This is a genomic window from Kitasatospora sp. NPDC002227, from assembly GCF_040296285.1.
Classification (GTDB): domain Bacteria; phylum Actinomycetota; class Actinomycetes; order Streptomycetales; family Streptomycetaceae; genus Kitasatospora.
Genome location: NZ_JBEOWY010000010.1, coordinates 185166 through 205627, shown reverse-complemented (window position 1 = coordinate 205627; position 20462 = coordinate 185166). Strand labels below are relative to the sequence as shown.

The window sequence follows — 20462 nt, the reverse complement described above, 5'->3', positions numbered from 1 at the left end:
AAACGCTCGGCTGGGAAACCCCAGCCGAGCGTCTGGCTAAACTCCTCGCGGCCTAGACAACCGACCACGTGTTGCAACGACCCCTAGAAACCGCCCTTTCTCTCCTGGTCCGGGCCCTTCCGGTGCGTGCGACTCAGTCCTCGTCCTCGTCGTCGAGACGGGCCAGCCAGGTGGCCAGCCGCTCGACCGGGATCTCGAAGTCCGGGTTGAGGTCGACGAACTCGCGCAGCCGCTCGGCCAGCCACTCCAAGCTGACCTCCTCCTCGCCGCGGCGGCTCGCCAGCTCCTCGATGCCTCGATCGGTGAAGTACACAGTGCTCTCCGGCCTTCCTGGGGTGTACTGCAGTGGCTCAGTCTGGGGGTCAGGGTAGTACGCCGAAGGCCCGGCCCCCGCGGGGAGCGGGAGCCGGGCCTTCGGGGCGGTGCTAGAGGGTGAAGATCTCCTCGAGCAGGGCCGCCTGCTCGACCTTGTGCCGGTTGGCCGAACCCACCGCCGGGGCGGAGGAGGCCGGCCGGGCGACGCGGCGCAGCCGGGCGCCGTTGGCGCTGCGGCCGATGACGACCTGGAGGTGGTCGACCAGGTTCATCGCGATGAACGGCCAGGCACCCTGGTTGGCCGGCTCCTCCTGGGCCCAGATGAACTGGACGCCGTCACCGTAGCGGGCCAGCTCCTCCTGGAGCTCGGCGACCGGCAGCGGGTAGAGGCGCTCGACCCGGACGATGGCGGTGTCGGTGACCCCGCGCTCCTCCCGGGCCTGGGCGACGTCGTAGTAGAACTTGCCCGAGGTGATGATCACCTTGCGCACGTTGGCCGGGTCCACCGTGGTGTCGCCGATGACCGGGCGGAACGAGCCCGAGGTGAACTCGGACGCCGCCGAGGCCGCCGCCTTCAGACGCAGCATCGACTTCGGGGTGAAGACGACCAGCGGCTTGTGGTGCGGGTTGTGCGCCTGCCAGCGCAGCAGGTGGAAGTAGTTCGACGGGAGAGTCGGCATCGCGACCGTCATGTTGTCCTGCGCGCACAGCGCCAGGAAGCGCTCGGGGCGGGCGGACGAGTGGTCCGGGCCCTGGCCCTCCATGCCGTGCGGCAGCAGCAGGGTGACGCCGGAGTGCTGGCCCCACTTCTGCTCGGCGGAGGCGATGTACTCGTCGACCATGGTCTGCGCGCCGTTGACGAAGTCACCGAACTGCGCCTCCCACATGACCAGCGCGTTCGGGCGGGTCAGCGAGTAGCCGTACTCGAAGCCCATCGCCGCGTACTCCGACAGCAGGCTGTCGTAGACGGTGTAGCGGGCCTGGTCCTCGGTCAGGTACAGCAGCGGGGTGTAGTCCTCGCCGGTGTTCCGGTCGATCAGCACCGCGTGGCGCTGGCCGAAGGTGCCGCGGCGGCTGTCCTGGCCGGCCAGGCGGACGGGGTGGCCCTCCATCAGCAGCGAGCCGATGGCGAGGGTCTCGCCCATGGCCCAGTCGATGGTGCCGTCCTCGACCGAGGCCGCGCGGCGCTGCAGCTGGGGCAGCAGACGCGGGTGGACGGTCAGCCACTCCGGCAGGTTGACCTGCGAGGCGGCGATCCGCTTGACCATCTCCTCGGAGATGCCGGTCTGGATGGAGACCGGGAAGTCGGCCTGCGGCTTGCCGTTGGTGGCGGCGGTCTGCGCCGAGGTGGCCTCGCGGACCTCGGAGAAGACCTTCTCCAGCTGGCCCTGGAAGTCCTGGAGCGCCTGCTCCGCCTCTTCCATGGTGATGTCGCCACGGCCGATCAGGCCCTCGGTGTAGAGCTTGCGCACCGAGCGCTTCTTGTCGATCAGGTCGTACATCAGCGGCTGGGTGAACGACGGGTTGTCGGCCTCGTTGTGACCGCGGCGGCGGTAGCAGATGAGGTCGATCACGACGTCCTTGTGGAACGCCTGGCGGAACTCGAAGGCGATCCGCGCGACGCGGACCACGGCCTCCGGGTCGTCGCCGTTCACGTGGAAGATCGGGGCCTCGATCATCCGCGCGACGTCGGTGCAGTACATCGACGAGCGGGAGGACGCCGGGGCGGCGGTGAAGCCGACCTGGTTGTTGACCACGAGGTGGATCGTGCCGCCGGTGCGGTAACCGCGCAGCTGCGACATGTTCAGGGTCTCCGCGACCACGCCCTGGCCCGCGAAGGCCGCGTCGCCGTGGACCTGGATCGGGAGCACCGGGAAGGTGGTGCCGCCCTGGTCGAGCACGTCCTGCTTGGCGCGGACGATGCCCTCGACGACCGGGTCGACCGTCTCCAGGTGGGAGGGGTTGGCGGCCAGCGAGACCTTGATGGTCTCCCCGTCCAGGCCGGTGAAGGTGCCCTCGGCGCCCAGGTGGTACTTGACGTCGCCGGAGCCGTGCATCGACTTCGGGTCGAGGTTGCCCTCGAACTCGCCGAAGATCCGGCCGTACGGCTTGCCGACGATGTTGGCCAGCACGTTCAGGCGGCCGCGGTGGGCCATGCCGATGACGGCCTCGTCCAGGCGGTGCTCGGCCGCCGAGTCGATGGTGGCGTCAAGCAGCGGGATGAGGGACTCGCCGCCCTCCAGCGAGAAACGCTTCTGCCCGACGTACTTGGTCTGCAGGAAGGTCTCGAAGGCCTCGGCGGAGTTCAGGCGGCGGAGGATCCGCAGCTGCTCCTCGCGCTCGGGCTTGGCGTACGGCTTCTCCAGGCGCTCCTGCAGCCACTTGCGCTGCTTCGGGTCCTGGATGTGCATGTACTCGATGCCGACGGTGCGGCAGTACGTGTTGCGCAGCAGGCCGAGGATGTCGCGGAGCTTCATCATCTTCTGGCCGCCGAAGCCGCCGACGGCGAACTCGCGCTCCAGGTCCCACAGGGTCAGCCCGTGCTCGACCACGTCGAGGTCCGGGTGGCGGCGCTGCTTGTACTCCAGCGGGTCGGTGTCGGCCATCAGGTGGCCGCGCACGCGGTAGGCGTGGATCAGCTCCATCACGCGGGCGGTCTTGTTGACCTCGTCCTCGTGCGTGGTGGCGACGTCGGTGGCCCAGCGGACCGGCTCGTACGGAATGCGCAGCGAGGCGAAGACGTCGTCGTAGAAGTTGTGCTCGCCGAGCAGCAGCTGGTGGATCGTGCGCAGGAACTCGCCCGAGGCCGCGCCCTGGATGACGCGGTGGTCGTAGGTCGAGGTGAGCGTCATGATCTTGGAGATGCCCAGGCGGGCCAGCGTCTCCTGGGAGGAGCCCTGGAACTCGGCCGGGTACTCCATGGCGCCGACGCCGACGATGGTGCCCTGGTTCTGCATCAGGCGCGGCACGGAGTGCACGGTGCCGATGCCGCCGGGGTTGGTCAGCGAGACGGTGACGCCGGTGAAGTCGTCCATCGTCAGCTTGTTGGCGCGGGCCCGGCGGACGATGTCCTCGTAGGCCTGCCAGAAGCCGAAGAAGTCGAGCGTCTCGGCCTTCTTGATGGCCGCGACGACGAGCTGGCGGTCGCCGTTGGGCTTCACCAGGTCGATGGCGAGGCCGAGGTTCACGTGGTCCGGCTTCACCAGGAAGGACTTGCCGTCCTTGACCACGTAGCTGTGGTTCATGCCCGGGTTGGCCTTGATGGCCTGGACCAGGGCGTACCCGATCAGGTGCGTGAAGGAGACCTTGCCACCACGGGCGCGCTGCAGGTGGTTGTTGATGACAATCCGGTTGTCGATCAACAGCTTCGCCGGGACGGCGCGCACGGAGGTCGCCGTGGGCACCTCCAGCGAGGCGTCCATGTTGGTGGCGACGGCCTTGGCCGGGCCACGCAGCGCGATCAGCTCGGGTCCCTCGGCAGCCGCGGCGGCGGGCGCCTGAGCGGCGGCCTTCGGAGCCGGGGGCGCGGCCGGAGCGGCGGCGAGCGGCGCGGGCGCCGGCTGGACCGGAGCCGCGGCGGCCGGTGCAGCGGGTGCGGGCGCCGGTGCGGCCTGCGCGGCAGCAGTCGGAGCAGGGGCGGCAACGGCGGTCGGCGTGGGGCCGGCCTGGGTCGCGGCCTGGGTCACTGGAGTCACCTCGGTACCGGGCTTGTAGTCGGCGAAAAAGTCCCACCAGGCTCGGTCGACCGAGTTGGGATCCTGGAGGTACTGCTGGTAGATCTCGTCGACGAGCCACTCGTTGGGGCCGAAGCCAGTGGAGCTTGCCGAGCTGACGGGGGTTTCAGGGTGTGGCGACACGGGGCAACCGCCCTCTTCCGCTTCCTTTTGGGATGGTGGACAGCGGGGATTAAGGCTACGCCTCTCCCGAGTGATCGCGCAGTCCCCAGCGGGCAGGCGTCGCCCAGATCACAGTGCCGACCGTTAATTTGGCTGGAAATCGACGTTAGGGATTTGTATCGGCGGGGAACGAGGGGTCTCTCCGTCGGTCTCAAATCTAGTCAAAACGGGACAAAGATGCCCGTGCGGGCCCGAACAGATGATCTGACGTAGTCGGATCGGCCCTTCTGTCCCAGTTCTGTGACAGATGTGCAGGTTACGGGCGGACCGGGGGCTCACCCGGGAGAGCGACCTCGATCCGGCAGCCCTTGGCGGACTCGGCGACCCGGATCCGCCCGCCGTGCAGATCGACCGCCCAGCGGGCGATCGCCAGGCCCAGACCGGTGCCACCGTCCGCACCCGGACCAGTGGCCGTCGCGGTGCCGCTGCGGCCGAAGCGCTCGAACACCCGCGACCTGTCCTGCACCGGGATTCCCGGCCCCTCGTCGGTGACGGCGAGCAGCAGCCCGCCCGGCTCCTCGCCCGGCGTGGCCAGCACCGTCACGGTGCCGCCGGCGGGGGAGTGCTTGCAGGCGTTGTCGACCAGGTTGGCCACCACCTGGTGCAGCCGCTCCGGGTCCGCGACGCCGGTCAGGTCCGGCGGATCGACCTCCAGGCGCAGCCGGACGTCGTCCCGCCGGCCGTACGCGCCGCCCGCCGTCGCACCGTCCACCGTCACACCGCGCAGCACGCCGTCCAGGAAGTCGCGCACCTCGAAGGGGCGGGCGTCCAGCGGCACCACGCCGCCGTCCAGCTTGGACAGGTCGAGCAGGTGGGTGACCAGCCGCCCGAGCCGCTCGGTCTGCTCCAGCGCGGCGCCCAGCGTCTTCGGATTGGGCTGGACCACGCCGTCCACCACGTTCTCCAACACGGCGCGCAGCGCCGCGATCGGTGTGCGCAGCTCGTGCGAGACGTTGGCCACCAGCTCGCGGCGGTGGCGGTCGGAGGCCTCCAGGTCTCCCGCCATCCGGTTGAAGGCCTCGGCCAGCTCGCCGATCTCGTCCCGCGAGGAGACCTCGACCCGGCGGCTGTAGTCGCCGCCGGTCATCGCGCGCGAGGCGGCCGTCATCTCGCGCAGCGGGGCGGTCAGCCCGTGCGCGAGGAACTGCATGAAGAGCAGCGAGGCGATCATCGAGAAGATCATGATGATCCGGATCTGGGTCTCGGACCTGGTCGCCACCACGGCCATGCCGGTGGCCAGGAAGACCGAGACGATCACCAGCAGGGCCAGCTTGCCCTTGATCGAGCGGAACGGGTCGAGCGGTCTGATGTCCGCCCAGACACGCCGGGCGGCGCGTGCGGCCAGCCCTCGGCGCGGGCCCTCGCCCGTGTCGTCCCCGTCGCGTTGCTGTGGAAAAGTCATGTCGCCTCTGAAGTCATCCCCCGCGAACGCTCCGGTGCTCCGGCTGTGACGCCTGGGACGTGGGCCCCCCGGTGGCCCGAACGCCCGGTGTCACTCACTGCGAGAGGGGTGCCTCCAGGGCGTACCCGACTCCGTGCACCGTACGGATCCAGCTCGCGCCGATCTTCCGCCGCAGCGCCTTCACGTGGCTGTCGACCGTGCGGGTGCCCGAGGCATCCGTCCAGTCCCAGACCTCGGCCAGCAGCTGCTCACGGGTGAGCACCGCGCGCGGCTGGGCGGCCAGGCAGGCCAGCAGGTCGAACTCGGTCGGCGTCAGGTGGACGTCGCCCGAGCCGAGCCGGACCCGGCGCTGGACGTGGTCGATCTCCAGATCGCCGAAGCGCAGGCTGCCGAGCGCGGGCGTACGGGCCGCCTGCTGGGCGCGCTCGACGCGGCGCAGCAGCACGTTGACCCGGGCCGCCAGCTCGCGCATGGAGAACGGCTTGGTCATGTAGTCGTCCGCGCCGACGCCGAGGCCGACCAGCAGGTCCGTCTCGTCGTCGCGCGCGGTCAGCATCAGCACCGGCACCGGCCGCTGCGCCTGGATCCGGCGGCACACCTCGAGGCCGTCGAAGCCGGGCAGCATCACGTCGAGCACGACGAGATCCGGCTGCCAGGTGTGGAAGCCGTCCACGGCACCGGGCCCGTCATGGGCCACGGCGACCTTGAAGCCTTCCGCGCCCAGCCGGGCGGCGATCGACTCGGCGATCGTGGGCTCGTCCTCGACGACGAGTACGCGTCGCTGCGTACTCACCGCACCGCTGCCGCTGTCCTGTTGAATTTCTGTCACGGTCACGCCACCGCCCCCAGGGCTACGGGCCGACTGCCTGTGGGGACAGCGGGCTCCGCTCGTAGTCGTCTTGTTCCGTCGTGGGCTGTGCCCCGCCAGCGAGCGTACGGACACCTCGCGTGTCCCGGCAGGTCAACCGGACATTTCCGGTCCGCGCAACTGGTGCCGACCCAGGTCAGGACGGGGCACGGGGCGATACCTTACCCGGCAAAAATATCGCCCGTAACGGTGCGTATGCCGCTGGAGGGGTGGCAGACTCCTGGGCTGCGGGGCTACTGGTCCGTAAACAGAGGGCGGCTTCGGGTCGGGCGGTGCGGCAGTTCTGCCGATCTTCACAGCTCGTCCTCAGCCGACTCTCAGAAGTGCCACGTAACGTGGGCACGACAAGTTGCCAGTGGCGGCGTTTCGGGGGGCCGGAACGGCTGGAGTGGAGGCGACATGTCGGATGTGCGGGACGACTTCACACTGCCCCGTGAGCCGGTGCCCCTCGCCGTCACCGTGGTGCCGTACGGCGGCCTCCGGTACGGCCTCCGGTACGGGGTGCTCGGGCGGGTGCTCGGCCTGATCCCCACGCCGCGGCGCAACCGCTTCGCGCTCGGCTACCTCGCAGTACTGCTCGGCACCACCCTCTTCTCCCGGCTCGCCGACCCCGATCTCGTGCACCGGCTGCAGGAGATCTCCAGCACCGACGGGCACAACCTGATCCACCGGCCGCTGGTCGCCCTCTTCTTCAGTGGCTGGTGGGTGGCCGGTCCGGCCTGGCTCCCCTATTTCTGGGGCTTCGCCCTCACCGTCGCGCCGCTCGAGCGCCGGGTCGGCCCCTGGCGGGCGGCCGGCGTCTTCGCCGCCGGGCACGTGGTCGGCACGCTCATCTCGCAGGCCGTGGTGGCCGTCGCGGTGGCCACCGGGAGCATCGGCGCGGACGCGCTCGACTCGCTGGACATCGGGGTCAGCTACGGCGTGCTCGCCAGCATCGGCGCGCTGGCCGGCCTGCTGAAGCCGCCCGGGCGGGTGCTCGCGCTCGCCGGCGCGGGGGCGATGATTCTGCACCAGATCGTGACCGGCGCGGACCTTGTCACCGATGTCGGCCATCCGGTCGCCCTGCTCGTCGGCATCGCCACCTGGCGGCGGCTCCGCCGCGGCCCCGGCGCACCCTTCCGCCTCCGGCGGCTCGCCCTCGCCGGGGCGTAAGCAAGAACAGGGGGCGCGAGGAACTGCACTGCCAGCCATGTGCGGCCTGCGGCCTACCGCTTCGCGCAGTTCCCCGCGCCCCTTGATAGTGCAACTGGTCCGCCGTGCGCCGATGCAGCGAGCTCCTTGGCTGGCCGCGCCGTTCCCCGCGCCCCTGGTGGTTGGCCTTTCGCTCAGAGTGAACAGTTCTCCGGGAACAATCGGCCCTCGCCAATCCTTAGTCAGGTCAACTCAACTTCGCTGACTGGGGAGAGATCATGGCTTCGACGTCCACTCCGCTCACTCTGCCCGTGCTGCCGCTCGACGACGAGGTCGTGCTCCCCGGCATGGTGGTGCCGCTGGACCTGAAGGACGCCGAGGTACGGGCCGCGGTGGAGGCCGCCCGGGCCGCCGCGCAGGGCGGGAAGCCGCAGGTGCTGCTGGTGCCCCGGCTGGACGGCTCGTACGCGTCGGTCGGCACCCTGGCGACCGTCGAGCAGGTCGGCCGCCTCGCCGACGGCGACCCCGCCGCGCTGGTGCGGGCCGTGCGAAGGGTGCGGATCGGCACCGGCACCACCGGGCCGGGCGCCGCGCTGTGGGTGGAGACCAGTGCGTTCCGCGAGTCCGACGCCGGGCTGCCGGTGGCCGGGCGGGCGGCCGAGCTGGTCCGGGAGTACAAGGCGCTCTCCACCCAGTGGCTGCGCAAGCGCGGTGCCTGGCAGATCGTGGACCGGGTCGCCCAGATCGAGGGCGTCGGCGAGCTCGCCGACAACATCGGGTACGCGCCCTTCGCCACCGCCGAGCAGAAGCTCAAGGTGCTGCTCGAGGCCGACCAGGTGGCCCGCCTGGAGTACGCGCTGGGCCTGCTGCGCGACCACCTCGCCGAGGAGGAGGTCAACGACACCATCCGCAAGGACGTGGAGGAGGGTGTCGCCAAGCAGCAGAAGGAGTTCCTGCTCCGCCGCCAGCTGGAGGCCGTCCGCAAGGAGCTGGCCGAGCTGAACGGCGAGGCCGTCGACGAGGAGGGCGACTACCGCGCCCGGGTCGAGGCCGCCGACCTGCCCGAGAAGGTGCGCGAGGCCGCGCTCAAGGAGGTCGACAAGCTGGAGCGCTCCTCCGACCAGTCGCCCGAGGGCTCCTGGATCCGGACCTGGCTGGACACCGTCCTCGAGCTGCCGTGGAACAACCGCAGCGAGGACGCGTACGACATCGAGGGCGCCCGCGCGGTGCTGGACGCCGACCACGCGGGTCTTGGTGACGTGAAGGACCGGATCGTGGAGTACCTGGCCGTGCGAAAGCGCCGGGCCGAGCAGGGGCTCGGGCTGGTCGGCGGCCGCCGTGGCGGTGCGGTGCTGGCGCTGGTCGGGCCGCCCGGGGTGGGCAAGACCTCGCTGGGCGAGTCCGTCGCCCGGGCGATGGGCCGGGACTTCGTCCGGGTCGCGCTCGGCGGCGTGCGGGACGAGGCCGAGATCCGGGGCCACCGGCGCACCTACGTCGGCGCGCTGCCCGGGCGGATCGTGCGGGCGATCAAGGAGGCCGGTTCGATGAACCCGGTCGTGCTCCTGGACGAGATCGACAAGGTCGGCTCCGACTACCGGGGCGACCCGGCGGCGGCCCTGCTCGAGGTGCTCGACCCGGCGCAGAACCACACCTTCCGCGACCACTACCTGGAGGTCGAGCTCGACCTCTCCGACGTGGTCTTCCTGGCCACCGCCAACGTGCTCGAGGCCATCCCCGAGCCGCTGCTCGACCGGATGGAGCTGGTGCGGCTCGACGGCTACACCGAGGACGAGAAGGTCGTCATCGCGCGGGACCACCTGCTGCCCCGGCAGTTGGAGCGGGCCGGGCTGGACCCGGCCGAGGTCACCGTCGAGGAGGGCGCGCTGCGGCTGCTCGCCGGGGAGTACACCCGCGAGGCGGGTGTGCGGAACCTGGAGCGCTCGGTGGCCCGCATCCTGCGGAAGATCGCCGCGCAGAGCGAGCTGGGCACGCTGGAGCTGCCCACCACGATCGGCGCGGCGGACCTGCGCGGCCTGATCGGGCGCCCGCACCACACGCCCGAGTCCGCCCAGGAGCCGGCCGAGCGGCGCACCGCCGTCCCCGGCGTGGCCACCGGCCTGGCCGTCACCGGCGCGGGCGGCGACGTCCTCTACATCGAGGCCTCGCTCGCCGACGCCGAGACCGGCGGCACCGGGCTGACCCTGACCGGGCAGCTGGGTGACGTGATGAAGGAGTCCGCGCACATCGCGCTCTCCTACCTGCGCTCGCGCGGCGCGGAGCTGGAGCTGCCGGTCACCGGCCTGCGGGAGCGGGGCATCCACCTGCACGTGCCCGCCGGCGCCGTCCCCAAGGACGGCCCGAGCGCCGGGATCACCATGACCACGGCGCTGGCCTCGCTGCTCTCCGGCCGCCGGGTGCGCCCCGAGGTGGCGATGACCGGTGAGGTCTCGCTGACCGGGCGGGTGCTGCCGATCGGCGGCGTCAAGCAGAAGCTGCTCGCCGCCGACCGGGCCGGGCTCAGCACGGTGATCATCCCCAAGCGCAACGAGGCCGATCTGGACGACGTCCCGGCCGAGGTGCTCGCGCGGCTGACGGTGCACCCGGTCGCGGACGTCCGGGAGGTGCTCGCGCTGGCCCTGGAGCCGGCGGAGGTCCTCGTCGCGGCCTAGTGCATCCACCTCAGGTTGCACTGTCAGGGGCGCGGGGACTGCGCGAGTGCGGAAGGAACCGGCCTGCGGCCTCCCGCTTCGCGCAGTTCCCCGCGCCCCTGGATAGTGCGACTGGCCCGCTGCGGAAGCTGGCAGCGCCGTCTCTTCCGTCCTCGCGCAGTTCCCCGCGCCCCCGGTGGTGCTCGAGCCATGAGACGGGGGTTGTCTGACCAACCGTCAGGCCGTCACCGTGAGCGCCATGGCCCTGTACGCACACCTGACCCGTCGGCTCGACGTCGACCTGGCCCGGGTGTGCTCGGCCATCTGTCGTCCCGCTGCGTGAACACGAGTCCGCTCACCCTTCACCCACGCAGAACGGGACACCCCTGTCATGCTCCGCTCCCTCGCCGCCGCCGCGCTCCTCGGCCTGACGCCGCTGCCCCCGCTACGCCGAGATCGTCCCGGAGACCGGGCGGGTGACCAGGACGAAGTACCTCGGCGCCGGGTTCGTGTTCGACGCGCTCCAGCTGGCCGGCTCGATCGCGCCCGGCGGTGTGGTGCTGCAGGGCACCACGACCGGAGTGCTGCGGATCACGGGCGGGTGAGCGCGCGGGCCGCGTCCCGTGCGAGACTGCCGAGGTGCCGTCACCTACTCAGCGGGCTCTGGCCCGGGTGCCCGACCGGCTGCGCCCCTTGCTGGTGCAGCATCGCAAGCTGGTGAAGTTCCTGATGGTGGGTGGTTTCTGCTTCCTGCTGACCATGGCCGTCAACTTCGGGCTCAAGCTCACCGTGCTGCAGGCCAAGCCGGTGGTCTCGCTGACCATCGCCACCACCCTGGCGACCGTGGTCAGCTACGTGCTGAACCGGCAGTGGTCCTTCCGGACCAACGGCCGGCAGCGGGAGGCGATCCTGTTCTTCGTGGTCAGCGCGCTCGCGGTGCTGGTCAACGACGCGCCGCTGATCGTCTCCCGGTACGTCTTCGACCTGCGCGAGCCCGATGTCAGCCACCTCGGGCAGGAGGTCGCGGACTTCCTCAGCGGGATGATCGTCGGCACCCTGCTGGCGATGGTGTTCCGGTACTGGGCGATGAAGCGCTGGGTCTTCGTGGCGGGCACGCGACCGGCCCCGGCCGGAGAGCCGGAGCCGGAGCGGGTCTGAGGCGTCAGACCGAGGGGGCCGGCCGGCCCAGGCTCGGGCGGCGGACCACCGCGATCAGCGTGACCAGGATGCCGACCAGAGCCCAGACGAAGAGCACCAGCAGCGGCACCCCGATGTTCGTACCGCCGAAGTAGGCGATCGAGCGGGCCACGTCGGTGCCCGCGCCGTTCGGGATCCAGGCGCCGATCGCGCGCCAGAAGGCCGGCATCAGCGGCGGCGGGTAGACGCCGCCCGCGCTCGGGTTGCCGAGCACCACGAAGACCAGCACCGCCAGGCCGATGCCGACGATGTCGAAGAGCGACTGCAGGGCCATCGTGATGGTGCCGACCGAGAAGACCACCAGGGTGCCCAGGCCGATCAGGCCCCAGAGGGAGCCGGGCAGGGCGTTCAGCACCGGCCCGATGATCACCGCGCCGCCGATGCCGGCCGCGAAGGAGTACACCGCCAGGACGCCGAGCCGGATCAGCGCCCGGTTGGTGTTGGCCGGCCGGGCTCCGGCGCTGATGCCGAGGATCGAGGCGACCAGGTACCCGCCGACGCACCAGCCGATCACCAGGTAGAAGGAGGAGAGGCCGCCGGAGTCGCCGGCGGCCAGCGGCACGACGTTCGCCACCTTCACCGTCCGGCCCTGGGCCTGCTCGAGCGCGGTCACGATCGTCGTGGCCGCCCGGGAGGCGGCCGGGCCGCGCGCGTCGGCGACCAGCAGGGTGTCCTCGGTGCCGGCCGGGTCGAAGACCAGCGCGGCGTAGAGCTTCTGGTCTTTGATCCGGGCGGTGGCGGCCTCGGCGTCCGGCGCGGTTTCGGCCTTCACCGCGTCGTTCGGCACCTGGTCCAGCGCGCCCACCAGCTTCGGCGCGACCTGCGGCGGCGCGACCACGGCGATGGAGAGCTCGTGCGGCTCGGGGTGGTGCAGGGCGCCGACATAGGAGGTGATGAAGCCGAGCTGGAGCAGCAGGACACCGATCACCAGCAGTGCCGCGCGCGGGGTCACGGCCTCCTTGAGCTCGGTGAGGATTCCCCGGGGCGGTCGGTCAATCGACGGTTGCTCCACCGGACTGCGCTCCTAACGGTCGTTATGGCTGAGAAGCGGTCAAAACGGATACTTCATATCATGAAACAGTTGCCGTGAGGGGGAGGCGTGCCCTACGGGATACTGGCGCCATGAGCACAGGCCCGGGGAGCGATGAGGTGGCGGCGCGGAAGGCGGCGGAGGAGGCGGCCCTCGCGGTGGAGCGGGAGGTGACCGCGCTGTTCCGGCGCGGCCGGGCCCGGACGGCGGAGATGTCCCGCCGGGTGCACCCCGCACTGGAGGGGGTCGCGTACAGCCTGCTCGGCTACATCGCGGAGTCGGCGCCGGTGCGGCTGACCGACATCGGCGTGCACTTCGACGTCGGCAAGCCGACCATCAGCCGCCAGCTCAAGACGCTGGAGGGCCTCGGTCTGGTGGTCCGCGAGGTCGACCCGCTGGACCGGCGCTCCTCGCTGGTCTCGCTCACCGAGGAGGGTGCCCAGCGCTACCGCCGGGCCCGGGGGGCGCGGATGGACCGGTTCCGGGAGCTGATGGCGACCTGGGACACCGCGGACGTGGTGCAGTTCGCGCAGTTGCTCGAGCGCTTCAACGAGCTGACCCGCGAGGTCGACGCCCGGTAGGGCCCGACTGTCCGTCCCGCACGGGATCTTTGGCCTGAAAAATAGTTGCCCGAGTCAACCTTTTCCCTTATGGTTGCCTTAGGCAACGAAGTCTCGGCCGAAGGAAGCAGATGAACGACACCGAACCCATGAGTCATCGCCAGGTGATGGAAGCCCTATCGGGGCTGCTCCTCGGCCTCTTCGTGGCCGTGCTCTCCTCGACCGTCGTCTCCAACGCCCTGCCGCGCATCCTCGGCGACCTGCGCGGCGGCGAGTCGGCCTACACCTGGGTGATCACCGCCGCGCTGCTCTCGCTCACCGCCTCCACCCCGATCTGGGGCAAGCTCTCCGACCTGGTGAGCAAGAAGCTGCTGGTGCAGATCGCACTGGTGATCTACATCGTCTCCTCGGCACTGGCCGGCCTCTCGCAGAACACCGGCGAGCTGATCGCCTGTCGCGTCCTGCAGGGCATCGGCGCGGGCGGCGTCACGGCGCTCGCCCAGATCTGCCTGGCCTCGATGGTGCCGCCGCGCGAGCGCGGCCGCTACAGCGGGTACTTCGGCGCCGTCTTCGCGCTGGCCACCATCGGTGGGCCGCTGATCGGCGGCGTCATCGTGGACACCGACTGGCTGGGCTGGCGTTGGTGCTTCTACGTCGGAATCCCGTTCTCGCTGATCGCCATCGTGGTGCTGCAGCGCACGCTGCACCTGCCGGTGGTGAAGCGGAAGGCGAAGATCGACTACCTGGGCGCGCTGCTGATCACCGGTGCGGTCAGCCTGCTGATGATCTGGATCAGCCTGGCGGGCAAGAACTACGCCTGGCTCTCCTGGCAGACCGCCGCGATGGTCGGCGGCGGCCTCGCGCTGGCCGTGCTCTTCGTGCTGGCCGAGCGGCGGGCGGCCGAGCCGATCGTGCCGCTGAGCCTCTTCCGCCACCGCACCGTCTCACTGGCCGCCGGGGCCAGCGCGCTGGTCGGCATCGGGATGTACGGCGCGACCACCTTCCTGAGCCAGTACTTCCAGCTGGCCAAGGAGAAGTCGCCGACCATGGCCGGGATCCTGACCCTGCCGATGATCCTGGGGCTCGCGCTCTCCTCGACGCTCGCGGGCAAGCTGATCACCAAGTACGGCCGCTGGAAGGGCTTCCTGGTGGCCGGGACGTTCCTGCTGGCCGTCGGCTTCGGGCTGCTCGGCACCGTCAAGGCCGACACCTCGTACGGGCTGCTCTCGGTCTACATGGCCGCGGCCGGCATCGGCCTCGGGCTGACCATGCAGAACCTGGTGCTGGCCGTGCAGAACACCGTGCCGCGGCAGGAGCTCGGCGCCGCCAGCTCGGCCGTCACCTTCTTCCGCACCATGGGCGGGGCGATGGGCGTCTCGGCGCTCGGGGCGCTGCTGGCGAACAAGGTGACGCACTACCTCGGCGCGGCGGGCCTGCACGGCGGCGGGGGTGAGATCCCGGACCTGCACAAGCTGCCGCCGCAGGTGGTGCCGGTGGTGACGGACGCCTTCGGGCGCGGGGTCGGGGCGGTGTTCCTGATGGCGGCGCCGTTCGCGCTGCTGGCGTTCGTCCTGGTGCTTCTCATTCGGGAGACCCCGCTGCGGACCAGGGCCGAGGAAGTTCCGGCGCAGCCGAAGCTGGAGCTCGTGCGGGACTGAGTGGGAAAGCAACAAGGGGCGCGAGGAACGGCGCGACCGGCCGTGCACGGAGGTGCATGGCCGGCAGCGCAGTTCCTCGCGCCCCTGGTAGTGCGACCGGCTCAGGCTGCGATGAGCGAGAGGCCGTAGAGGACGACTGCCGCGCAGGCGGCGAAGCAGACTCCGGCGGTGGCCAGGGCGGCCCCGGCCTTGGTGGTGTTGGGGGTGTCACCGGCGAGGGCGGTCTCGCGGGTGGAGAGGGCCATGATGCCGACCGCGAAGACGGCGACCACGGCGACGGTGACCGCGACGCTGACACCGGCGGTCTGGGCCAGGGCGGCCCACTTGATGCTGATGCTGCTCATGGGGTGCTGCCTTCCGGGCTCAGGCCGCGACGGTGGTCTTGGGGGCGGCGGTGGAGGTCGCGACCTCCACCGGGGTGACCTCGTTGACGTTGCCCGCGTGGACGGGCTGGCGGCGGGAGATCACGAACATCGCGGCCGAACCGGCGACCAGCACGACGCCGACCAGCAGGACGCCCCAGGTGCCCTTGTCCGCGACGAAGGCGGCGGCGCCGGAGACCAGCGCGGCGGCCGGCAGGGTCAGGCCCCAGGTGTAGACCATGCGGCGGGCCATCGACCAGCGGACGGTGCCGCCCGGCTTGCCGAGGCCGGCGCCCATGATGCCGCCGGAGCAGACCTGGGTGGTCGAGAGGCCGTAGCCCATGTGCGAGGAGGTGAGGATGACCGTCGCGGCGGCCGACTCGGAGGCGAAGCCCTGGGCGGGCTGGATGTCGGTCAGACCCTTGCCCATCGAGCGGATGATGCGCCAGCCGCCCATGTAGGTGCCGAGCGCGATGGCCGCGCCGGCGCTGACGATGACCCAGGTGGGGGGCAGCGCGTGCTTGGGCAGGGCGCCGACGGAGACCAGGGTGAGGGTGATGATGCCCATGGTCTTCTGCGCGTCGTTGGTGCCGTGCGCGAGCGAGATCAGCGAGGCCGAGAAGACCTGGCCCTTGCGGAAGCCCTTGGCGGAGGACTCCTCGTTGCCCTTGCGGGTGATCAGGTACGCGAGCTTGGTGGCGCCCCAGGCCGCCACGCCGGCGACGATCGGGGAGGCGACGGCGGGGATCAGGATCTTGGAGACCACGACGCCGAAGTTCACGCCGTTCATCCCGATGCCCACGACGGTGGCGCCGATCAGGCCGCCGTACAGCGCGTGCGAGGAGCTGGAGGGCAGGCCCCGCAGCCAGGTCAGCAGGTTCCACAGGATGGCGCCTGCCAGGGCCGCGAAGATGATCGACGGCTGGATGCCGGCCTTCTCGTTGACGATGCCACCGGAGATGGTGGTGGCCACCTTCACGGAGAGGAAGGCACCGGCGAAGTTGAGGACCGCGGCGACGGTGACCGCGACCTTGGGCTTGAAGGCTCCCGTCGCGATGGACGTGGCCATCGCGTTGGCGGTGTCGTGGAAGCCGTTCGTGAAGTCGAAGGCGAGCGCCGTGATGATCACAACGGCCACCAGGAACGTGATGTGTTCCATACCCAAACAATCGTCGTAGTTGTCGTACTGACGCTGATGTCATCGGCGACGGTAGGGACGGTTGGTGAACGGAAGGTGAACTCAACCGGGAATCCCGGCTCCGATGGTGTCAGGTGGGTGGCGCGGAGACGTCCACCGGGTGGCAATCACCGCCGTGACGTGCAGGTTTGTCCCCAGCCGTCCGGTTTGGTCCGGGTATGGTGAGAGCTGTCTCACAGCGCCCTGCCAGGGAGTCTGAGAATTTCGTCAGATCGTGTGGATACCCCCTGTCTGCTTGACGGCGGCCCATGACAGGATCAGGCGGTAACGCCAGGCTGTGGACCGTCCGGCAGGAGCCGGACGCGATGGGGAGGGGCAGGGCCGATGGGGGCTGGACAGCGCGCGGAGACTGACGGCGGGCTCACCCGGCTCGGCACCCGGCCGTGGGTGCGGGCCGCCCTGCGCTGCGGCGCGGTGCTGGCCGTGGCCGCGCTCTCACTGCCGCTGGGGGCCGCCGCCTACGCCGCGCCCGCGCCGCCGGTGCCCACCTTCACGGTGGCCCCGGGGGCCGACCCGCTGGCCGACGCCAAGGCGACGCTGGGCCCGATGCTCGACCGGCTGCACCAGCTCTACCAGGAGGCCGAGGCGGCCACCGACAAGTACAACGGCGCCGCGGCCCAGCTGGCCAAGGAGCAGGCTCTGGTGACCGACCTGGACGGCCGGGTGACGCGCCAGCAGGCCGCCGTGGAGGCCGGCGCCGACCTCGCCTCGCGGCTCGCCGCCGCGCAGTACCGCAACGGCAACGGCTCCCAGATGGCCGACCTGCTGCTCGCCGAGAACCCGTACGAGGCCGTCATGATCGCCGAGCTGCTGCAGGCGGCCGGGCGCTCGCAGTCGGCCTTCCTCGACAAGCTCAAGGAAGACCGGATCGCGCTCAGCGCGCTGCAGCAGCAGGCCCAGCAGGCGCTCGCCCAGGCCAAGGCGCTGACGGCTCAGCAGGAGCTGGCCAAGAACGACGTGGCCAAGCGCCTCGCCGAGGTCGAGCAGATGGTCGCCTCGCTCACCGGCGCCCAGCGCGAGGAGCTGGCTCAGCTGGAGAAGCAGCAGGCGGACGAGGCCCAGCTGGCCTTCCTCGCCTCCGGCGCCCTCGGCAAGGGCGAGCGCACCCCCTCGCAGGCCGGCCGCAAGGCCGTCGCCTTCGCGATGGCGCAGCTCGGCAAGGACTACCAGTGGGGCGCCCAGGGCCCGGACACCTACGACTGCTCGGGCCTCACCTCGCAGGCCTGGATCCACGCCGGGGTGCCGATCCCGCGGACCAGCCAGGAGCAGTGGGCCGAGCTGCAGCACGTGCCGCTCAACCAGCTGCGGCCGGGCGACCTGGTGGTCTACCACTTCGACGCCTCGCACGTCGCGATGTACATCGGCGGCGGGCTGGTAGTCCAGGCGCCGCACACCGGCGCCGTGGTCAAGGTGTCGCCGATCGGGATGAGCACGATCCTCGGCGCGGTGCGGCCCGACCCGTCGGGTGCGGCGGACGACGCCGGCGGGCAGTGGAAGGTACCGGACATCCCGAAGGGCGCGGACGGTGTGACGCCGATCCAGCCCACCAAGCCGGTCAACCTCCCGACGCCGACGCCCACGCCGACGGCTCCCACCACGCCGCCGGTGACGCCGACCCCGACCAAGCCGACCCCCTCGGCCCCGACGACGCCCACCACGCCCACCACGCCGACGACGCCCGGTACGCCGACCACGCCGACCACCCCGGGTACGGCTTCGCCGTCGCCGTCCGATTCGAGCTCGGCCTCAGGCTCGGTGTCGCCCTCGGCCACCGGCTGACGGCACGGAAGAGGGGGTGCGGCCGGCCGCACCCCCTCTTTTTCACGCGCCCGAGTCGGGCTCGAAGCGGATCACGACCGCCTTCGAGGTCGGGGTGTTGCTGATGTCCGCCGTGGAGTCGAGCGGGACGAGGACGTTGGTCTCCGGGTAGTAGGCCGCCGCGCCGCCGCGGGCGACGGGGTAGTGGACCACGCGGAAGTGCGGGGCGCGGCGTTCGATGCCGTCCTTCCACTCGCCGACCAGGTCGGTGTAGGAGCCGTCGGCCAGGCCGAGTTCGGCGGCGTCGGCCGGGTTGACCAGTACGACGCGGCGCCCGCCGGTGATGCCGCGGTAGCGGTCGTCCAGGCCGTAGACGGTGGTGTTGTACTGGTCGTGCGAGCGCAGCGTCTGGAGCAGCAGGCGGCCCGGCGGGACTTCGGGCGCGGTGAGCTCGTTGACGGTGAAGTTGGCCTTCCCGGTGTGGGTGGGGAAGGTGCGGCTGTCGCGCGGCCCGTGCGGCAGCGCGAAGCCGCCGGGGGTGCGGACCCGGGTGTTGAAGTCGGTGAAGCCGGGCACGACCCGGGAGATCCGGTCGCGGATGGTGTCGTACGAGGCCGCGAACTCCTCCCAGGGCACGGGGTTCTCGGCGCCGAGGGCGGCCCGGGCCAGGCGGCAGACGATGGCCACCTCGGAGAGCAGGTCGGCGCTCGGGGGCCGCAGGCCGCCGCGCGAGGAGTGCACCATGCCCATCGAATCCTCGACGGTGACGAACTGCTCGCCGTTGACGGTGCGGTCGCGGTCGGTGCGGCCGAGGGTGGGCAGGATGAGCGCCCGGGTGCCGGTGACCACGTGCGAGCGGTTGAGCTTGGTGGAGACGTGCACGGTGAGGCGGCAGTTGCGCATCGCGGCCTCGGTCACGGCGGTGTCGGGGGAGGCGTGGACGAAGTTGCCGCCCATCGCGAAGAAGACCTTCACCTTGCCGTCGCGCATCGCGCGGATGGTCTCGACGGCGTCGTAGCCGTGCTCGCGCGGCGGCTCGAAGGCGAACTCCTTGCCGAGCGAGTCGAGGAAGGCCTTGGTGGGGCGCTCGAAGATGCCCATCGTCCGGTCGCCCTGGACGTTGCTGTGCCCGCGCACCGGGCAGACGCCCGCGCCGGGGCGGCCGACGTTGCCGCGCAGCAGCAGGAAGTTGACCACCTCGCGGATGGTCGGCACGGCGTGCTTGTGCTGGGTGAGGCCCATCGCCCAGCAGACGATGATCTTCTGCGAGCCGAGCACCATCGTGGTGAGCTGCTCGATCTGCTCCTCGGGCAGCCCGGTGGCGGCGAGCACCTCGGCGTGGTCGGTGCGCTCGGCCTCGGCGGCGAACTCCTCGAAGCCCAGGCAGTGTTCGGTGATGAACTCGTGGTCGACGGCGCCCTCGGTGCGCAGCAGGCGCTGGTTGAGCGCGCGGAAGAGCGCGAGGTCGCCGCCGAGGCGGATCTGCAGGAAGAGGTCGGTCAGCTTGGTGCCGTGGCCGGCCAGACCGCGGGCGTTCTGCGGATTCTTGAAGCGCTCGAGCCCGGCCTCGGGCAGCGGGTTGACGCTGACGATCCTCGCACCGGCCCGCTTGGCGCGCTCCAGGGCGGAGAGCATCCGGGGGTGGTTGGTGCCGGGGTTCTGGCCCGCGACGATGATCAGATCGGCCTGGTAGAGGTCCCCCAGGCTGACGCTGCCCTTGCCGACGCCGAGCGTCTCGGTCAGGGCCGAGCCGGAGGACTCGTGGCACATGTTGGAGCAGTCCGGCAGGTTGTTGGTCCCGAGCTGGCGGGCGAAGAGCTGGTACGCGAAGGCGGCTTCGTTGGAGGTGCGGCCGGAGGTGTAGAAGGCGGCGCCGTCCGGGGTGTCGAGGGCCCGCAGCTCCTCGGCGACCAGCTCGAAGGCCCGCTCCCAGGAGACGGGGGTGTAGTGGCTCGCGCCTTCGTCGAGCAGCATCGGCTCGGTGAGGCGGCCCTGCTGGCCCAGCCAGTAGCCGGACTTGTCGGCGAGGTCGGCCACGGAGTGGGCGGCGAAGAACTCGCGGGTGATCCGGCGCTCGGTGGCCTCCTCGGCCACGGCCTTGGCGCCGTTCTCGCAGAACTCGGCGGTGTGCGTCTTGCCCGGCTCGGGCCAGGCGCAGCCCGGGCAGTCGAAGCCGTTCGGCTGGTTGACCTTGCTCAGGGTGGCGAGGGTGCGCAGCGGGCCCATCTGCTCGGCGGCCATCCGCAGGCTGTGGCCGACGGCGGGCAGCCCGGCCGCGGCGTGCTGGGGCTCCGAGACCCGGGGCGCGTCCTGCGCCGGGTCGCTCTGCGGGGCCTGCTTGGCCATGACCGTTGCACCTCCTGCTCAGGGCCGGGCGTCATCGCCGGGCCGCTACCTGCATGGTAGGCGCCGGACCAGGCCGGTTGTAGGGGGTGGTGG

Annotated in this window: 15 protein-coding genes; 7 read left to right on the top strand and 8 right to left on the bottom strand. The window is 71.1% G+C overall.

Annotated features, from left to right (window positions below; translation table 11 throughout):
• Window positions 1-133: 133 nt before the first annotated feature.
• From ABT095_RS12300 to ABT095_RS12285, 4 genes are all read right to left on the bottom strand, one after another.
• A complete protein-coding gene (locus ABT095_RS12300; protein ID WP_350529282.1) occupies window positions 134-313 on the bottom strand; it encodes a DUF6104 family protein in 180 nt (59 codons plus the stop codon).
• A 112-nt stretch (window positions 314-425) separates the two neighbouring features.
• Window positions 426-4172, bottom strand: a complete 3747-nt coding sequence (locus ABT095_RS12295; RefSeq protein ID WP_350529281.1) for a multifunctional oxoglutarate decarboxylase/oxoglutarate dehydrogenase thiamine pyrophosphate-binding subunit/dihydrolipoyllysine-residue succinyltransferase subunit — start codon at window positions 4170-4172, stop codon at window positions 426-428.
• Between the two features lie 295 nt (window positions 4173-4467).
• Window positions 4468-5613 (bottom strand): HAMP domain-containing sensor histidine kinase, encoded by a 1146-nt coding sequence (locus ABT095_RS12290; protein ID WP_350529280.1) that lies wholly within the window; start codon window positions 5611-5613, stop codon window positions 4468-4470.
• Window positions 5614-5707: 94 nt separating this feature from the next.
• Window positions 5708-6442: a response regulator transcription factor gene (locus tag ABT095_RS12285; protein WP_350529279.1), complete on the bottom strand. Its 735-nt coding sequence runs from the start codon at window positions 6440-6442 to the stop codon at window positions 5708-5710.
• A 438-nt stretch (window positions 6443-6880) separates the two neighbouring features.
• Here ABT095_RS12285 and ABT095_RS12280 point away from each other — a divergent pair, with 438 nt between their 5' ends.
• The 4 genes from ABT095_RS12280 to ABT095_RS12265 all read left to right on the top strand — a co-directional run bounded on the left by ABT095_RS12280 (window position 6881) and on the right by ABT095_RS12265 (window position 11418).
• Complete coding sequence (locus tag ABT095_RS12280; RefSeq protein WP_350529278.1) at window positions 6881-7633, top strand: rhomboid-like protein; 753 nt, start codon at window positions 6881-6883, stop codon at window positions 7631-7633.
• A 257-nt stretch (window positions 7634-7890) separates the two neighbouring features.
• Window positions 7891-10281, top strand: a complete 2391-nt coding sequence (gene lon / locus ABT095_RS12275) for an endopeptidase La (protein WP_350529277.1) — start codon at window positions 7891-7893, stop codon at window positions 10279-10281.
• Window positions 10282-10736: 455 nt separating this feature from the next.
• The gene (locus ABT095_RS12270; protein WP_350529276.1) at window positions 10737-10865 is read left to right on the top strand and encodes a hypothetical protein; all 129 of its coding nucleotides are present in this window, start codon (window positions 10737-10739) and stop codon (window positions 10863-10865) included.
• Window positions 10866-10899: 34 nt separating this feature from the next.
• Window positions 10900-11418, top strand: a complete 519-nt coding sequence (locus ABT095_RS12265) for a GtrA family protein (RefSeq protein WP_350529275.1) — start codon at window positions 10900-10902, stop codon at window positions 11416-11418.
• Between the two features lie 4 nt (window positions 11419-11422).
• Here ABT095_RS12265 and ABT095_RS12260 read toward each other — a convergent pair whose 3' ends face one another.
• The gene (locus tag ABT095_RS12260; protein ID WP_350529274.1) at window positions 11423-12409 is read right to left on the bottom strand and encodes a DUF3533 domain-containing protein; all 987 of its coding nucleotides are present in this window, start codon (window positions 12407-12409) and stop codon (window positions 11423-11425) included.
• A gap of 170 nt (window positions 12410-12579) precedes the next feature.
• Here ABT095_RS12260 and ABT095_RS12255 point away from each other — a divergent pair, with 170 nt between their 5' ends.
• Window positions 12580-13068 (top strand): MarR family winged helix-turn-helix transcriptional regulator, encoded by a 489-nt coding sequence (locus tag ABT095_RS12255; protein ID WP_350529273.1) that lies wholly within the window; start codon window positions 12580-12582, stop codon window positions 13066-13068.
• A gap of 110 nt (window positions 13069-13178) precedes the next feature.
• Entirely contained in the window at window positions 13179-14705 is a 1527-nt protein-coding gene (locus ABT095_RS12250) for an MDR family MFS transporter (RefSeq protein WP_350529272.1), read from the top strand.
• A 101-nt stretch (window positions 14706-14806) separates the two neighbouring features.
• On the opposite strand, the gene ABT095_RS12245 is transcribed toward ABT095_RS12250, so the two are convergent.
• Together ABT095_RS12245 and ABT095_RS12240 are read right to left on the bottom strand one after the other, a co-directional pair.
• Complete coding sequence (locus tag ABT095_RS12245; protein ID WP_502884860.1) at window positions 14807-15049, bottom strand: hypothetical protein; 243 nt, start codon at window positions 15047-15049, stop codon at window positions 14807-14809.
• A 19-nt stretch (window positions 15050-15068) separates the two neighbouring features.
• Entirely contained in the window at window positions 15069-16226 is a 1158-nt protein-coding gene (locus ABT095_RS12240; protein ID WP_350529271.1) for an inorganic phosphate transporter, read from the bottom strand.
• A gap of 363 nt (window positions 16227-16589) precedes the next feature.
• Between ABT095_RS12240 and ABT095_RS12235 the strand changes: the two genes are divergently transcribed.
• The gene (locus ABT095_RS12235) at window positions 16590-18044 is read left to right on the top strand and encodes a C40 family peptidase (RefSeq protein ID WP_350529270.1); all 1455 of its coding nucleotides are present in this window, start codon (window positions 16590-16592) and stop codon (window positions 18042-18044) included.
• Window positions 18045-18086: 42 nt separating this feature from the next.
• Here ABT095_RS12235 and ABT095_RS12230 read toward each other — a convergent pair whose 3' ends face one another.
• Window positions 18087-20369, bottom strand: a complete 2283-nt coding sequence (locus ABT095_RS12230) for an FdhF/YdeP family oxidoreductase (RefSeq protein ID WP_350529269.1) — start codon at window positions 20367-20369, stop codon at window positions 18087-18089.
• Between the last annotated feature and the right edge of the window lie 93 nt (window positions 20370-20462).

What these genes read in the sequence shown, in the direction of transcription:
- ABT095_RS12290 (WP_350529280.1), bottom strand. Translation starts at nt 5,613, where the DNA reads ATGACTTTTCCACAGCAACGCGACGGGGACGACACGGGCGAGGGCCCG.
- ABT095_RS12280 (WP_350529278.1), top strand. Translation starts at nt 6,881, where the DNA reads ATGTCGGATGTGCGGGACGACTTCACACTGCCCCGTGAGCCGGTGCCC.
- lon (WP_350529277.1), top strand. Translation starts at nt 7,891, where the DNA reads ATGGCTTCGACGTCCACTCCGCTCACTCTGCCCGTGCTGCCGCTCGAC.
- ABT095_RS12255 (WP_350529273.1), top strand. Translation starts at nt 12,580, where the DNA reads ATGAGCACAGGCCCGGGGAGCGATGAGGTGGCGGCGCGGAAGGCGGCG.
- ABT095_RS12250 (WP_350529272.1), top strand. Translation starts at nt 13,179, where the DNA reads ATGAACGACACCGAACCCATGAGTCATCGCCAGGTGATGGAAGCCCTA.
- ABT095_RS12245 (WP_502884860.1), bottom strand. Translation starts at nt 15,049, where the DNA reads ATGAGCAGCATCAGCATCAAGTGGGCCGCCCTGGCCCAGACCGCCGGT.
- ABT095_RS12240 (WP_350529271.1), bottom strand. Translation starts at nt 16,226, where the DNA reads ATGGAACACATCACGTTCCTGGTGGCCGTTGTGATCATCACGGCGCTC.
- ABT095_RS12235 (WP_350529270.1), top strand. Translation starts at nt 16,590, where the DNA reads ATGGGGGCTGGACAGCGCGCGGAGACTGACGGCGGGCTCACCCGGCTC.
- ABT095_RS12230 (WP_350529269.1), bottom strand. Translation starts at nt 20,369, where the DNA reads ATGGCCAAGCAGGCCCCGCAGAGCGACCCGGCGCAGGACGCGCCCCGG.